Below are 13,948 nucleotides of genomic sequence, written 5' to 3'. Positions count from 1 at the left end.
CTCAGCGCCCGGCCGCGGCCAGCTGCTTGTAGAAGAAGGTGCACGGCTGAAGCACCCCGGCCGGATCCGCCGCATAATCCGGTACGACGCCGTAGCAGGCCCAACCTGCCTTGTCATAAAGGCTTTCCGCCACACTGCCCGTCTCGGTATCGAGCATCAGCAAGGTCAACCCGGCTTCGGCCGCGGCATCCTCGGCGATGGCGAGTAGCCGACGTCCGAGGCCCTGACCGCGGGCATCGCGATGGACCATCAGCTTGACGATGTCCCCGCGATGCCGGCCATTCGCCTTACCGCCGGGCCCGACTCCGTTGAGCACGAGACTGACCGTGCCGACCACTTGACCCGATTCGCACGCCACCCAGACCAGCAACGCGTCCGCCGCCACCGCGTCGTACCGGCTCTGCCACCACGAGCGCGCCGCGTCCACGTCGAACGGCGCGAGGAATCCGAGCGAGTGGCCGCCGTCGACCGAGTCGACCAAGAGCGCGGCCAATTCCGGCACGTACTCGTGGAAGTCGTCGCTGCTCAGACGCGTGATAGTCATCGCGATCTCCTTATGGCCGGACGAGGGTGAGGGCGTAGCGGGCCGCGAGCACGCCGGGGTTGTGGAAGTGGGTGCTGTCCCAGAGGCGGAAGCGCAGGCAGTCGCCGGTTCGCAGCGCGTGCGTGGTGGTGCCGATCGTGAGCTCGAGCATCCCGTCGAGCATCCACAGGTGCTGCTCCAGCCCGGGCACGGCCGGCTCGTCGTACCGGATGTCGGCGCTCGGGGCGAGCCGCACCTCGACGATCTCCGCGCGCAATCCGGGCTGCGGCGGCGAGACCATCCGGCGGGTGAACCCCGTCGCGTCATCCCGCCAGACCGGCTGATCGCTCGCGCGCAACAGCTCGGGCGCCTCGGCCTCGACCTCGGCGAGCAATTGGGAGGTGGTCCGCTCATAGGCGACACCGAGTCGGCCGAGCAGACCGGCCGTCGGGCTGATCTCGCCACGCTCGATCCGGGACAGCGTCGACCGGCTGATCGCCGTACGGCTCGCGAGGTCATCCAAGGACCAGCGCCGGGCAGCACGTAATTCGGCGAGACGATCGGCAAGCCGCCGCTCTATGTCATCAGCCTCTCTCACATACGGGACTCTATCCCAGATCTGGGAGATCCACATTTCGCCCCGGTCGCGGCCTCGCGGGTGGTGGTTTTCCACCGCGTGGCCCGTGTGCCAGACCGGATATCCACAGTTTGGGGCAAGTTGTCCACAAGGCGATCCCCACGGTTTCCACGGTGGATGATGAGGTTATCCACGGGTTATCCACAGGCCTGGGGATGAGGGTGTGCGTAATTGTCACAGCCATGTCTAAGGTCGTCGCTCACAGCGATCACAGGAGTGTCCATGACCGGTCCACAGACAGCGGATGAACTTTTCGCGTGCCACGCGTTAGCGGCGCTCGAGCTGAGTGGTGCCGGTCAGACCGGGTGGAATTCGCGCATCCTGGAGCTCACCAGCGGGCGCCTCGCGATCGCCCTCTGGGACGGTTCGCTCGCCTTGGACGGGCCCGAGGTGCTCAACCCGATCGAGGAGATGTACGGCGCGGCCGGGGCGCGCCATGATCCCGTCACCCTGATCCGCTATCGCGACGCCCTGGCCACGCTGTTGCACGAGCAGTCGCACTTCCTCGGTCCGGCCGGGGCCAGCCAGGAGGCCGCGCGGGCCGCCTTCGACCTGCCCGGCGCCCTCGAGTTGGAGGAGGGCGTGGCCGAGGCGTGGGCGCAGGACAACCTGAACGCGTATCTCCATCTGCTCGGCGTCGACCGGATCGCGCCGGGCATCACCGAGGTGCCGAGCACACCGTCCTACCCGCAGTACACGCCGGCTCTGCGCGAGTTGGTCGACGGCCTCGCGTTCGACACCGGCCGCAGGCCACCCGAGCTGCTGACCGAGCTGAGCAACCAGACCGCCGAATGCCAATGGCCGTTGGTCGCGCGGCTGCTCGGCACCACGGAGGAGCCGATGCGGCAGGAGTTCGCCCGATTGGCCGAGATCAGCGGGGTGAACGAGTCGCGCGAGATCGGCCGCCGCGCTCTCTCGGAGGGCAGACGATGGTCAGGCAGGACCTCGGCAGCGACCAGGACCTGCACGACAACTAGGGTCGAGCCGGACGGAAGGAGTTGGACTTGACCGGACCCGAGGCGAGGGCCCAGGCGAGCGCCGTACTGGCCTCGATCGACGTGGAACACGGCACCCCGGCAGAGCGCGTCGACCGGATCGAGCGCGCCATTCGCGCTGTCGCCACGCTCGCTGCCCAAGTCGAGGACGAGATCGACCGGCTCTCCGTGCTCCGCATGCAGGAGTCGCTCCATCTCCTGGCCGGACCGGCCGCGCCTGGCGTCGATCGCGGCGTGCTGCTCGGGCTCGCCGCCTGGGACGGCACGTTGTACCTGGACGAGCGCTTCATCAACGAGCCCCTGCAACGGATGTTCGACGCACCGGGCACGCGGCATGACGTGCCGACGCTCCGGCGATTCCGTTTCGCCCTGTCCGAGATGTTCCACCAGCAGTCGCACTTCCTCGCCACGGAAGGTACGACGTACGCCGACTCGACCACCGCCTTCCTTGACCCGGTGGTCCGGCTCCTGGAGCTCGGCGTCACGGCGGCCTGGACCGCGAAGCACCTGGACGATTACCTGGAGAGCCTCGGCATTCCGGAGATAGCGCCTGGTATCGAGCAGGTCGAGCTGCCCGTGGGCTACCCGGCGTACGTGCCTGCGGTGGAGGCGTTGACCGCGGGACTGGGCGAGCTGATCCGGCAACCCGCGGACGAGGTGTTGCGCCGGCTGAACGGAGCGACGCCCGCGCAGAAGCTGGTCGGCGTCACCTGGTTGTTGCTCGGAGCAACGGTCCCGCCGGAGCATCGCGAAGCTGCCGCACCACGGGTCGGCCGCGCGATGCACGCGCCACTGGTGGTGATGGCAACGCTCGACACCTCCGACGCGATCGAAAGCGCCATCCAGAACGCGTCCGCCGGCGCCGGCCGCGCGGCGATCCAGGCCGGCCTGACCGAAGTCGACACCATCCGCCGCGAACTATCCAACTGACCTGCCCGAAAGTCGGCCTCTCGGGTTGTCACCTCCCCCGCGGCAGCGGGTCTGGCTCTACCGCATCATCCAGGTGATGCGCACGTTCTGACTTCAGCCGAGCAGCGCGGCAATCAGCTCCCGCCGGCTGCCGACGCCGACCTTTTCGTACGCCGCCCGCACGTGCTCCTGAACCGTGTGCGGCGACAGGTGCAACTCGTCGACAATCGCCGCAGCTGCACTGCTGCCATCCTGACCGCCACCGGCAGGTCGGCTCGGCTTCGCTGCTCCGACAGCTCGCTCAGCCAGTACTCCGCCTCCGGGCTGATCGAGACGATCGCGAGCTCCGCATCGAGGACGATCACTCCGGGACCGGCGGATTCCTGCAGATCGCTGCCGACCAGCAGACTCCGCCGCAGCCCCTCCGCCAGGTGGGGCCCGAGCCGCCTGACCACGCTTAGATCCCGCTCGCTGAACCCGAATTCTGCATCCTCGCGGTGAAGGCAGATGACGCCCCAGCAGCGACCGCCGGAGATGAGAGCGGCTCGCAGCTCATCGCCCAGACCGAGCGGCGTCATCACCTCGACCGAGCGAGAACTCGCCGCCCGGTCTCCCCTGGTCGCGTGATCCAGTGAGCTGACCGGATCGGCCGCCTCGGCCAGCAGCGCGAACTTGTTGACATCGGCCCGGCCGAACTCGTTGGCCAGGAACTCGGCCGTCACAGCGCGCAGCGGTTCGTCCGCGACCGCCGAGGTGAACAGCAGGGTGGCCGGATCGACGGTGGCGAAGAAGGCGGCGTCGACGGTCAGGATGCCGCGGAGGCGTTCGAGCACCTCGGACCGCAGTTCATCGGTCCCCAGCCCTGCGCGGTCGGCGGCACGCCCAGCACCTCGCCGCGCTGGGTTCCGCTCGCGGTGAAGCGCTCGACCACGAGGTCGCCCTCCGCGATCAGCACGTGCAGCTCACTGTGCCAGTCCGGGAAACCCGCTCGCATCATCTGCCCGGCGGCGCGCATGCCCTCGCGGTCCGCCGATACCCCGAACGGCGGGTCGTGATTAATGAAGTCCTCGGCCAGATAGGCGTCCACCGCGCCCAGGTCGCCGTTGGTGAACAAGCCGTCGATGAAGTCCCGGACGGTGTCCTTGTTCTGCGCTGTCGCCCTGCTTTGCTCTGTTGTAGTCATGAGCTGATCGTCCGGCGCCGCCCAGCCGGGGGTACCCCGATTAGTTGGGGTATGTCAGAGGTCGTGCCGGACCCAGACGTTCGGTTCGACGTACACGGCGTGGTCATGCTTCACGTCACAGTGCACGGGCACTCGGCACCGTGCGCTGACGCACCGTGGGCTGATCAGGACTCTTTGGTGGGGCGGGCCAGCCACCAGGCGAGGAAGGCCGGGACCAACGCCGTGCCGACCAGGACCAAGGTCGGCAGCCTTGCCAGCAAGAGGAACCACGTTGCCAGCGCGAGGATGCCGGCCGCGGCGGGCAGGGGCCTGCGCTGCACCAGCAGCCAGGCCTCCCGGCCGACCCGCCGCGGCCCGGTCTCCTCGGCACTCGTCATCGCCACGGCCAGAAAGCCCAGGTAGAGCGCGACCAGCAGGCCCGCCACCGGCACCAGCACTCCGAGCCCGATGAGCCGCATCGGATCGCCGGCCGACGCCCAGAAGAGCAAGCCGATCACCAGCATCACCGTGAACACGCAAACGCCGAGACCGAATAGCCAGAACCTCCGGACGGCCCAGCGCAGGTGTCGCCAGTAGAGCCGGGCGATCGCGGGATGCTCCTGCCCGAGCGCCTCCGGCAATGCCCGCTGTACGGCGATCGCCCCCGGGATGATCGTGATGACACCGACGCTGGTGAGCAGGAACAACACCTGCAGCAACAGCACATCCCCAACGGTGGACAGCACCGAGAACGCGGTCTCGCCCCTGCGAGCGGGCGTTCCGGCGTTGGAACGAGGTTCTGCCACGTTGTCCGGCCTCCAGACAATCAGGTGCTCAGGGTGCTCAGCGCGATAAGGACTCGACGGAACGGGCTGGACCATCGATGATCGTATGATCACAGACGATCAACCGGCTGGGAACCGCCACGGGGGAAACGGATGCTTGCGCAGGAACGACACGACCTGATCCTGGCCAACCTGAGACGGCACGGCCGGTTGCGGGTCGGCGAACTCGCCGAGGAGCTCGGCGTCTCGGTCATCACCATTCGCCGCGACCTGGGCGAGCTCGACGCGCTCGGCCGGCTCCGCCGCGTGCATGGTGGCGCGGTCGGCCTCGGCCCGGAGGCGGCCGGCGTTCCGGCGGGCGGCCAGCGCACGATCGGCATCGTCGTACCGAACTCGACGTACTACTACACCGACGCGATCCGCGGTGCCGAGCGCGTCGCCGAGCGGTACGGCGCCCGCCTGGTGCTCGGCGACAGCGGCTACGACCAGACCGCCGAGGCCGAGCGAATCGGCAAACTGCTGGACCTCGGCGTGACCGGCATCCTGCTCAGCACAGCCCTCGGGGACAGCCGGGCCGACGAGATGGGCGACCGGCTCGAGAACATCGCCGTACCGGTGGTGCTGATGGAGCGCAGCTTCGGTTTCCCGCACGTCACCCGCGAGCTGGACCACGTCCGCACCGACCACGCGTACGGCGCGATGGTGGCGCTGCGCCATCTGGCCTCGCTCGGGCATCGCCGGATCGGGGTCAGCCTGAGCCCCAGCGTCACGGCGTACTGGCTGCGCGTCGGCATCGACCAAGCGGCCGGTCCGCTCGGCGTCGAGACCTACACCTCGTCGGTCATGCTGCCCCGCGAGAACGAGGACGCCGACAGCATCGCCCGCCTCGACGCCGTGCTGGACGAGTGCGCGGACTTCGGCGCCAAGGCGATCCTCGTGCACACGGACGAGGACGCGGCCCGGCTGGCCGAGCGGGCGATGGAGCGCGGTCTGCGAATCCCGCAGGATCTCGCGCTGGTGGCGTACAACGACGAGACCGCCGCGCTGGCGTTGGTGCCGATGACCGCGGTCAGCCCGCCCAAGCTGGAGATCGGACGGATCGCCTGCGAGCTGCTGCTGCGCCGGCTCACCGCGGACGAGCGACTGCCGACGCAACACCTGAGCCTGTTGCCGGAATTGCGCATCCGGGAATCCTGCGGGGCGTTGATTCGTGATCGATATTGATCGTTCGAGCTTCGCCTGTTGACCCGGAAAACCCTTTCCCCTACCTTCGGTGCACCTGGATGAGGCGCACGAAGGAGCTCCCCTGTGAAACGTGGACGGCTAGCGCTAGTGCTGGCAACAAGCCTCGTCACCGGTATCGCCGGTGCGGGCTGCGGCAACGGGGTGATCGACAAGGACACCGACGGAATCCCACCCGCGGAGGCCACCGGCACACTGCGGGTGCTGATCCCCTCGTTCCCCGCCAGCAATAAGGGCAAAGAGGCTTTCGAAGCGGTCGCGGCCGACTTCAAGAAGGTCTATCCGAAGATGAAGGTCGAGCCGAACTACGCGACCTACGGCAATCTGAACGAGAAGATCTCGACCTCCATCGCGGCAGGTATCCCCTACGACGTGATGGTCACCGGTGTCGGCTGGATCCAGCCGTTCGCCTCGAAACGCATCTTCGCCGACCTGGGCGCCTATGGGGTGACGCCGGAGCTGATCAAAGAGCAGAGCACCGCGGCGATGATCCCGACGGCGACGTACGACGGCAAGCTCTTCGCGTATCCGCTGGTCGCGGACGCCCGAGCGGTCGCGTTGCGGATCAGCGCCTTCAAGGAGGCCGGCCTCGATCCGGACAAACCGCCGACCACGATGGCCGAATTGAAGGCCGCCGCGGAGAAGCTGACCAAGCGCGACGCCAACGGGACCATCACCCGCACCGGTTTCGACATGGCGTCGCCGACCGGCTTCCGGCAGTCGTACACCACGTTCCTGGCGTCGACCGGCACCCCGCTGTACGTCAACGGCCAGCCGAACTACAACAACGCGAAGGGTCTGGAGACGCTGGAATGGATCAAGTCGATGATCGGTAACGTCCAGGTCTTCGGTCAGCAGAACGCCGCGCAACAGCCCCTCGTGCTCACTGGTGAGGCCGCGATGGGCATCGTCGGTGGCGCGGTCGACTGCTCGGACAAGGGTATCGGCCAGAAGAACTGCGACGACCTGAAGTTCTTCCGGTTCAACAACGGCAAGGAGGTCGAGTTCGTCGGTGGCGACCTGGCCTCGATCGGCTCGCGCAGCAAGCACAAGAAGGCCGCCTGGGCGTTCATCCAGGCGCTGTCCAAACCGAGCTCGATCGACGCGATCGCCAAGCTGAACCGCAAGATCCCGGCCTACAAGGACGCCGCCAACTCCCCACAGGCGAAGTCGAATCCGCTCAGCAAGTTCGTCGCGGGTGGGCTCGAACTCGCCGTGTACGAAGGCGGTTCGGCCAACTGGCTGGAGATGCGCGCGAACTTCGACGCCCAGCTGACCCAGGCCGTACTCGGTCAAAAGGACCCGGCCAAGGTGCTGGCGAATCTGGCAGGGCAGTCCCGATGAGCGCGACCGTGGGCGTAAAGCCCGGCCGGAAGTTGATCTCCGGGCAAGTGCGGGCCGGTTGGTTGTTGTTGTCGCCGGCGTTGCTGCATTCGCTGGTGTTCATCTTGATCCCGGTCGGTGCGGCGGTCGTGCTGAGTTTCACCGACTACAGCTTTGGTGATTCATGGTCGTGGGTCGGGTTCGAGAACTATGGCGAGTTGTTCAAGGACCAGGATTTCCGGGCCGCGTTGTGGAACACGATCGTGTACGCGGTGGTGGTGATCCCGCTGTCGATGGTGATCGCGTTGGTGATCGCGCTGGGGTTGAACCAGAAGGTGCGCGCGATCGGGTTCTTCCGGACGGCGTTCTACCTGCCGACCGTGACCGCGACGGTGGCGATCGCGACCATCTGGTTGTGGATCTTCAACCCTGGTTCGGGTTTGGCCAATGGGGTGCTGAGCCTGTTCGGGCTGGCGCCGGCGCAGTGGCTGACGAATCCTGATACGGCATTGCCGTCTTTGATGATCGTGGGTGTCTGGCAGGGGTTGGGCGCGAAGATGATCATCTACTTGGCCGCGCTGCAAGGGGTTTCGCGTGACCTGCTGGAGGCGTCGTCGCTGGATGGGGCTGGGCGGTGGCAGACGTTCCGCAATGTGACGTGGCCCGCCCTTGGGCCGGTGCAGTTCTTTGTGCTGGTGACGTCGATCGTGGGCACGTTCCAGGTGTTCGACCTGGTGTACGTGATGACCAAGGGCGGTCCGGGTACGGAGACGACGGTGCTGGTGCTCGACATTTACCAGAACGCCTTCCAGGCCCTGCGGCTCGGCTTCGCGTCGGCCGAGACGGTGATGATGATGATCCTGATCGCCGCGTTCATCGGTCTGGGACGCCTGATCCAGAAGGCGGACGCCAATGACTAGCGCCACGTTGTCCACAGAGCCGACGGCCGCCGTCGTCAGCACTGACACCGTCAGTGGCAGTGGTTCGAGGCCGCCGTCCGGCCGCTTGGGCCGGGTGTTGTTGTACGTCTTCCTGAGCTTCGGTGCGGTCCTGATGATCGCGCCGTTCGCCTGGATGGTGCTGACCGCGTTCAAGAACGATCTGGAGATCGCCTCGTTCAGCTGGTTGCCCGGCGAGCTGCGCTGGCGGAACTTCGTCGAAGCCATGCAGACGGCGCCGTTCCTGCAGTACTTCCGCAACAGCCTGCTCATCGCTGTTGGCGAAACCGCCTTCACGTTGGCGGTTTGCACCACGGCCGGGTATGCGTTGGCCAAGCTGCCGATCCGCGGGTCGAAGGCGCTGCTGAACTACTTCATCCTGCTGCTGTTGGTGCCGTTCCAGATCATCCTGGTACCGCTGTTTCTGGTGGTGAAGTCGATCCCGCTGTTCGGCGGCAACAACATCCTCGGCCAAGGCGGTATCGGCTGGCTGAACTCCTGGTGGGGCCTCATCATCCCGCTGGGCGCCGCACCACTCTTCACCTTCCTCGCGCGGCAGTTCTACGTATCGCTGCCGGACGAGCTCGCTCAGGCGGCTCGCGTCGACGGGCTCGGCGAGTTCGGCATCTTCGCCCGCATCATGACGCCCTTGGTGAAGCCGGCCTTGATCACCATCGGCGTCTTCCAAATCGAGGCGGCGTGGAACGGCTTCCTCTGGCCTCTGATGATCACCACATCGGACTCGCTCAGGCCTTTGCAACTGGGCCTCGCGATCTTCGCCCAGAACCCGGCCGAAGTGCAGTGGCCGTACTTGATGGCCGGCACCGCGCTGGCGACCCTCCCGATGATCGTCATGTTCGTCTTCGCCCAAAAGCGCTTCGTCGAAGGAATGGCCAGCGTCGGCCTCAAAGGCTGACCCACCCAGCCGTACGGCGTACCCCTCCGCCCCAGGGATACGCCGTACGGCCTCCTTTCAAGGCCTACGCGCCAACTTGTGGATGGTCTGCGCGAGTGGGTGGGGAGGTGGTGGGGGTTAGGGCTGGGTGAGGGTGAGGGTGTAGGTGCCGCGGCTGCCGTAGGTGGTGTAGCCGGTGGTGAGGGGGTCGGCGTAGCCGGTGTTGTCCACGCGGAGGTAGTACGTGCCGGGCTGGAGGGTTTGGGTTAGCGAGGCGCTGAGGCCGGTGGGGGTGCCGGCGTCGGATTGGCCGGCGGCTGGGTCGTTTGTGGCGACGACGGTGCCGGCCGAGTTGAGGAGTTCGAGCTTGATGTCGAGGTTGGCGCCGGCGGCGGCTGCGGTGGCGTTCGCGGTGTAGTTGCCGGCCGTGCCGATGTCCGCGCGGAAGACGTCCACGTCATCGGTCGCCGCGTTCACCCCGGTTACCGGCGTACCGACCGTCAGGGCCGTCGCGTTCGACGTACCGTTGCCGTGGTCGTCGGTGCGGATCGGCAGGCCGTGGGAGGTGGCTACCGCGAAGTCGTCCTCGGTGTTGTTGGCGTTCGCGTACTCGCCCTTGCTCCACTGGCTGATCCCGCGGTAGTAGCCGACGCCCATGATCGGGGCCCACGCGCCATGGCCTTCGTAGTACCCGACGGACGCGGTGCCGTCGTGGCCGAGGCCGACGTTGTGGCCGGCTTCATGCGAGGCGGCTTCGGCGAGGTTCTTCGCGCCCGTACCGACGCCGCGCGTGAAGACCAAGGCGGGCTGGTAGTTGTCGTGATCGCCCGCGCGGTCGTACACGCCGATGTACGCCACACCGCCACACCCGCAACCACTCTGGTACCAGGTGTCCGGGTCGATCAGTACGCGCGTGCCGAACTGCTGGTCGTTCGCGTCGGTCCGGTCGATCGCGGTCTGCGGCGGCGCCTGCGTCGTGACGTCCACGTCGAACGGCGCGTAGTCCTCCGCCACCCGCGCCCACACATCCCGTACGACGTCTTGCTCCGCGGTGCTGAAAGTCGCCGGATTGCCATCGGTGTCGTACGACGAAACGTTGACCGGGTCGATGCCCTTGGACGTGTTCCACGCCGTACCGGTAATGGTGTGACCGTCGAAGTCGAGGTAGATCACCCGATTCGCGCCCGGTTTGCTGTGCAGCTCGAACGCCGGACCCTCGGCAGCGGCGACGGCCTTCTTGGCCCAGCGCGGCGAGACCTCGTCCCGGGTATTCGCCGGCGCCGTCGGTTCGCGGAAGAACAACCGGCCATCGGCATCGAGCCAGGCTGTCTTGTCGGTCGCGAGAATGTCGAGCAACTTCTGATAGCCCAGGCCGTTGCGCGAGGCAACATCTGCCACGGAGATCCGGCCCAACGCGGCCTTGCCCTGCGTCGGTTGGTCGAGCACCCGGTCGTCCGGGATCGGAATCGGAGCAGCGCCCGCGTTGACGGCTAGTGCCCCGAAGAGCAAAGCACCGGCTCCCATGAGGCAACCGGTACGGCGGAAAGTCGTGTTGCGCATATCGGAATCCCTTTCGTAGGAAGGATTCCCCCCAGAGAACGGGCCGGACCTCGGAAGAGGCCCGGCCCGTCGAGAAACAAATCAGCCGGCGGTGACGCGGACCGAGTAGGCGCCGCGGCTGCCGTAGGTGGAGTAGCCGGTGTTCAGCGGGTTGCCGTAACCGGTGTTGTCGACCCGCAGGTAGTAGCGGCCGGCCGCGACCTGCCGGCTGATGCTCGCGCTCAGACCGGTCGGCGTACCCGAGTCGGACTGACCCGAGGCCGGGTCTGCCGTCGCGATGACCGCGCCGGAGGAGTTCAGCAGCTCGAGCTTGATGTCGAGGTTGCCGCCCACCGGTGCGGAGTTCGCCGCGAAGGTGAAGGTGCCGGCGGATACGTCGATCCGGAACACGTCCACGTCCGGACCAGTCGCGTACACGCCGTTGGTGGTGGTGCCGAGGATCAGGGCCGTCGCGTTCGACGTACCGTCGCCGTGGTCGTCCGCACGCAGCGCGAGACCGTTGGAGCCGACGACCGCGTAGTCGTCCTGCTTGTTGTTCGCGTTCGCGTACTCGCCGTTGCTCCACTGGCTGATCGCCTTGGAGTAGCCGACGCCCATGATCGGGGCCCAGGCGCCGTGACCGGTGTAGTAGCCCACTGACGAGGTGCCGTCGTGGCTGAGGCCTACGTTGTGCCCGGCCTCGTGTGAGGCGGCCTCGGCGATGTTCTTCGCACCAGTGCCGACGCCCTTCGTGAAGACCAGAGCGGGCTGGTAGTACGAGTGGTTGCTGGTGTTGTCGTAGACGCCCACGTAGGCCACACCGCCACAACCGCAGCCGGACTGGTACCAAGTGGTCGGGTCGATCAGTACGCGCGTCCCGTACTGCAAGTCGGACGAACCGCTACGAGTGATCGCGGACTCCGCAGGCGCCTGCGTCGTCACATCCACGTCGAACGGCGCGTAGTCCTCGGCAACGCGTTGCCAGACCGCGCGAACCACATCCTGCTCCGCGGTGCTGAAGACGCTCGGGCTGCCATTGGTGTCGTACGGCGTGACGTTCACCGTGGCGGGCTTGCCGTTGGTATTCCACGCCGTGTTGGTGATGGTGTGGCCGTCGAAGTCCAGGTAGATCACCCGGTTAGAACCGGGCTTGCTGTGCAGCTGGAAGGCCGGGCCGTCCGCAGCCGCTACGGCCTTCTTGGCCCAGCGTGGCGCGGGCTCGTCGGCCTGCTCGGCCTTGGTGGCGGCAGGCTCCTGATAGAAGAGCCGGCCGTCCTTGTCGAGCCAGGCGGACTTGTCGGTGGCGAGAATGCCGAGCAGCTTCTGCTCGGCGAGGCCGTTGCGCCTGGCCAGTTCGGCCAGTCGCGGCTTGACGGTGGCCAGGGCGGACTTGCCCTGGGTGGCCTGACCAAGGATCTGGTCGACCGGATCACGGTCGAGAATGGTTTGCGCGCCTGCGGAACCACCGGCCTGGACGGCAAGGGCGGTGAACAGGGCGGCACCGGTGGCGACCAAAGCACCGGTACGGCGGAACCTGCTGTGCATGGAACCCTCCTCAAGGACTCCTGTTGGCCAGCCACAGGGGTCCATGCGAAAGGGGCGAAATCGCACGGCAGGTCTGGGGCGGACCAATGCCTCACGTGTCGTACGCAACTGCGCACTCTGCGTAGAGTGCCGCAATCAAGCTGTGATGTGAACACTTTTGCCCGGAAATCTCACCCATTCCGACAGACACAAGGGCTTTCCCGCGGCAGGCCGTCGCCCCCAGCGATGTGACGATGCTGGTATGACGAACCCCGAATATCTGGTGCGGCCGGCGACCGCCGCGGAACACGATCGGTTTAGCAGCCTGTTCGCTTCGGCGATGATGTTCGAGAGTTCGCCGAGCGAGCTGGATCGGGAGCTGTTCGAGCCGGAGCGGGCGCTGGTGGCTGTCGACGGAGATCAGCTGGTCGGGACCACCAAGGCGATGAGTTGGGACCTGTCCGTGCCAGGTGCGGTGGTGCCGGCGGCGCACGTCACCGCGGTCGGAGTGCGCGCAACTCATCGGCGGCGCGGGATCTTGGCCGGTCTGATGGCCAGGCAGCTTCGTGAGGTACCGGAGGCGCTGGCGGTGTTGTGGGCGAGCGAGCCCGGGATCTACGGCCGGTTCGGCTACGCGCCGGCGGCTTGGGGCGTCTCGTACGAGGTCGACCTGCGCCGGGTCGGACCGCGGCCGCCGGCGGCGACGTCCGGGCGGCTCGAGGAGTTGTCCGCAGACGACGCGCTCACTCAGTTGGCGCCGCTGCTTCGCGGGTTACAGGCGTCCCGTCCGGGCGTGTCCGGACGATCGGAGCCGACCTGGCGCAGGCGCCTGCTGGACAAGCCCGAGGACCGTGGCGGCAAGACCGCCCGGCAGATCCTGGTCCATCGCGACAGCACCGGCGCCCTGGACGGGTACGCACTCTGGCGCGGCAAGCTGAGCTGGAATTCCGGCGGCCCGGCGAACGAGGTGACGCTCGAGGAACTGGTCGCCGTGACCCCGCTGGCCTATCACGCCCTCTGGTATCACCTGCTGACCATCGATCTCGCCGCGAAGCTCGAGTTCGGCCACGCCGCGCTGGACGAGCCACTGGCACAGCTCGTGACAAACCCGGTCGCCCTCAACCGACGGCTGACCGAGTCGCTCTGGGTCCGGCTCACCGACGTCGCCAGGGCCCTCGCGCAACGCCGCTATGCCACCGCGGTGGACCTGGTGATCGAGGTGACCGACGACCTCCTGCCGCAGAACAACGGGCGGTTCCGGTTGACCGCTGACACCGAGCGCGCGTCGTGCGAGCGGACCGAGTCCGGCCCGGATATCTCGCTGTCGGTGACGGCGCTGGGTGGGGCCTACCTCGGCGGCCGATCATTGGCCGAATTCGCCGCAACCGGCCGTGTAGTCGAGCACACCCCCGGCGCCTTGGCCACCGCCGCCTTCGGTTGGCCAGTCGCTCCAGTCAGCATCGAGATCTTCTAACA

General features: G+C 67.1%; 14 protein-coding genes and 1 pseudogene. 7 read left to right on the top strand and 8 right to left on the bottom strand.

Annotation, left to right across the window (positions count from 1 at the left end; all coding sequences use genetic code 11):
• Position 1: 1 nt before the first annotated feature.
• Together OG394_RS26535 and OG394_RS26530 are read right to left on the bottom strand one after the other, a co-directional pair.
• The gene (locus tag OG394_RS26535) at positions 2-544 is read right to left on the bottom strand and encodes a GNAT family N-acetyltransferase (RefSeq protein WP_328989797.1); all 543 of its coding nucleotides are present in this window, start codon (positions 542-544) and stop codon (positions 2-4) included.
• Positions 545-554: 10 nt separating this feature from the next.
• On the bottom strand, positions 555-1,121 hold the full coding sequence (locus OG394_RS26530; RefSeq protein ID WP_328989796.1) for a helix-turn-helix domain-containing protein: 567 nt from the start codon (positions 1,119-1,121) through the stop codon (positions 555-557).
• A 261-nt stretch (positions 1,122-1,382) separates the two neighbouring features.
• On the opposite strand from OG394_RS26530, the gene OG394_RS26525 reads away from it, so the two are divergent.
• Both OG394_RS26525 and OG394_RS26520 read left to right on the top strand, forming a co-directional pair.
• Positions 1,383-2,168, top strand: a complete 786-nt coding sequence (locus tag OG394_RS26525) for a hypothetical protein (protein ID WP_328989795.1) — start codon at positions 1,383-1,385, stop codon at positions 2,166-2,168.
• Positions 2,165-3,085 carry a hypothetical protein gene (locus OG394_RS26520; RefSeq protein WP_328989794.1) on the top strand — a complete coding sequence of 307 codons (921 nt, stop codon included), beginning with the start codon at positions 2,165-2,167 and terminating at the stop codon, positions 3,083-3,085. The genes OG394_RS26525 and OG394_RS26520 overlap by 4 nt, the downstream gene beginning before the upstream one ends.
• Positions 3,086-3,178: 93 nt before the next feature.
• Here the strand turns inward: OG394_RS26520 and OG394_RS40140 are convergent, their stop codons facing one another.
• The 4 genes and pseudogenes from OG394_RS40140 to OG394_RS26505 form a co-directional block, all read right to left on the bottom strand.
• Positions 3,179-3,280 carry a hypothetical protein gene (locus OG394_RS40140; RefSeq protein ID WP_442914233.1) on the bottom strand — a complete coding sequence of 34 codons (102 nt, stop codon included), beginning with the start codon at positions 3,278-3,280 and terminating at the stop codon, positions 3,179-3,181.
• Positions 3,281-3,549: 269 nt separating this feature from the next.
• Positions 3,550-3,897 (bottom strand): annotated as a pseudogene (locus OG394_RS40135) (hypothetical protein); the annotation flags it as partial.
• Entirely contained in the window at positions 3,870-4,247 is a 378-nt protein-coding gene (locus OG394_RS26510; RefSeq protein ID WP_328989792.1) for an ester cyclase, read from the bottom strand. The gene OG394_RS26510 and the pseudogene OG394_RS40135, both read right to left, overlap by 28 nt.
• Positions 4,248-4,411: 164 nt before the next feature.
• On the bottom strand, positions 4,412-5,032 hold the full coding sequence (locus OG394_RS26505; RefSeq protein WP_328989791.1) for a hypothetical protein: 621 nt from the start codon (positions 5,030-5,032) through the stop codon (positions 4,412-4,414).
• A gap of 132 nt (positions 5,033-5,164) precedes the next feature.
• Here OG394_RS26505 and OG394_RS26500 point away from each other — a divergent pair, with 132 nt between their 5' ends.
• The 4 genes from OG394_RS26500 to OG394_RS26485 all read left to right on the top strand — a co-directional run bounded on the left by OG394_RS26500 (position 5,165) and on the right by OG394_RS26485 (position 9,430).
• Positions 5,165-6,235: a LacI family DNA-binding transcriptional regulator gene (locus OG394_RS26500; RefSeq protein WP_328989790.1), complete on the top strand. Its 1,071-nt coding sequence runs from the start codon at positions 5,165-5,167 to the stop codon at positions 6,233-6,235.
• A gap of 84 nt (positions 6,236-6,319) precedes the next feature.
• Positions 6,320-7,597 (top strand): extracellular solute-binding protein, encoded by a 1,278-nt coding sequence (locus OG394_RS26495; protein ID WP_328989789.1) that lies wholly within the window; start codon positions 6,320-6,322, stop codon positions 7,595-7,597.
• On the top strand, positions 7,594-8,496 hold the full coding sequence (locus OG394_RS26490) for a carbohydrate ABC transporter permease (RefSeq protein ID WP_328989788.1): 903 nt from the start codon (positions 7,594-7,596) through the stop codon (positions 8,494-8,496). The genes OG394_RS26495 and OG394_RS26490 overlap by 4 nt, the downstream gene beginning before the upstream one ends.
• The gene (locus tag OG394_RS26485; RefSeq protein WP_328989787.1) at positions 8,489-9,430 is read left to right on the top strand and encodes a carbohydrate ABC transporter permease; all 942 of its coding nucleotides are present in this window, start codon (positions 8,489-8,491) and stop codon (positions 9,428-9,430) included. Before OG394_RS26490 ends, OG394_RS26485 begins: the two co-directional genes overlap by 8 nt.
• 117 nt (positions 9,431-9,547) lie before the next feature.
• On the opposite strand, the gene OG394_RS26480 is transcribed toward OG394_RS26485, so the two are convergent.
• Positions 9,548-10,969, bottom strand: coding sequence for a zinc-dependent metalloprotease family protein (locus OG394_RS26480; RefSeq protein ID WP_328989786.1), 1,422 nt, complete (start codon positions 10,967-10,969; stop codon positions 9,548-9,550).
• Between the two features lie 81 nt (positions 10,970-11,050).
• Positions 11,051-12,493 (bottom strand): pre-peptidase C-terminal domain-containing protein, encoded by a 1,443-nt coding sequence (locus tag OG394_RS26475; RefSeq protein WP_328989785.1) that lies wholly within the window; start codon positions 12,491-12,493, stop codon positions 11,051-11,053.
• A gap of 241 nt (positions 12,494-12,734) precedes the next feature.
• Between OG394_RS26475 and OG394_RS26470 the strand changes: the two genes are divergently transcribed.
• A complete protein-coding gene (locus OG394_RS26470) occupies positions 12,735-13,946 on the top strand; it encodes a GNAT family N-acetyltransferase (protein WP_328989784.1) in 1,212 nt (403 codons plus the stop codon).
• Positions 13,947-13,948 lie beyond the last annotated feature (2 nt).

It is taken from the genome of Kribbella sp. NBC_01245 (assembly GCF_036226525.1).
Taxonomy (GTDB): domain Bacteria; phylum Actinomycetota; class Actinomycetes; order Propionibacteriales; family Kribbellaceae; genus Kribbella.
This window is presented reverse-complemented; position numbering and strand designations above follow the sequence as displayed.

Coding starts and splice junctions, on each gene's coding strand:
- OG394_RS26535 (WP_328989797.1), bottom strand. CDS start 544: ATGACTATCACGCGTCTGAGCAGCGACGACTTCCACGAGTACGTGCCG.
- OG394_RS26525 (WP_328989795.1), top strand. CDS start 1,383: ATGACCGGTCCACAGACAGCGGATGAACTTTTCGCGTGCCACGCGTTA.
- OG394_RS26510 (WP_328989792.1), bottom strand. CDS start 4,247: ATGACTACAACAGAGCAAAGCAGGGCGACAGCGCAGAACAAGGACACC.
- OG394_RS26500 (WP_328989790.1), top strand. CDS start 5,165: ATGCTTGCGCAGGAACGACACGACCTGATCCTGGCCAACCTGAGACGG.
- OG394_RS26490 (WP_328989788.1), top strand. CDS start 7,594: ATGAGCGCGACCGTGGGCGTAAAGCCCGGCCGGAAGTTGATCTCCGGG.
- OG394_RS26485 (WP_328989787.1), top strand. CDS start 8,489: ATGACTAGCGCCACGTTGTCCACAGAGCCGACGGCCGCCGTCGTCAGC.
- OG394_RS26480 (WP_328989786.1), bottom strand. CDS start 10,969: ATGCGCAACACGACTTTCCGCCGTACCGGTTGCCTCATGGGAGCCGGT.
- OG394_RS26475 (WP_328989785.1), bottom strand. CDS start 12,493: ATGCACAGCAGGTTCCGCCGTACCGGTGCTTTGGTCGCCACCGGTGCC.
- OG394_RS26470 (WP_328989784.1), top strand. CDS start 12,735: ATGACGAACCCCGAATATCTGGTGCGGCCGGCGACCGCCGCGGAACAC.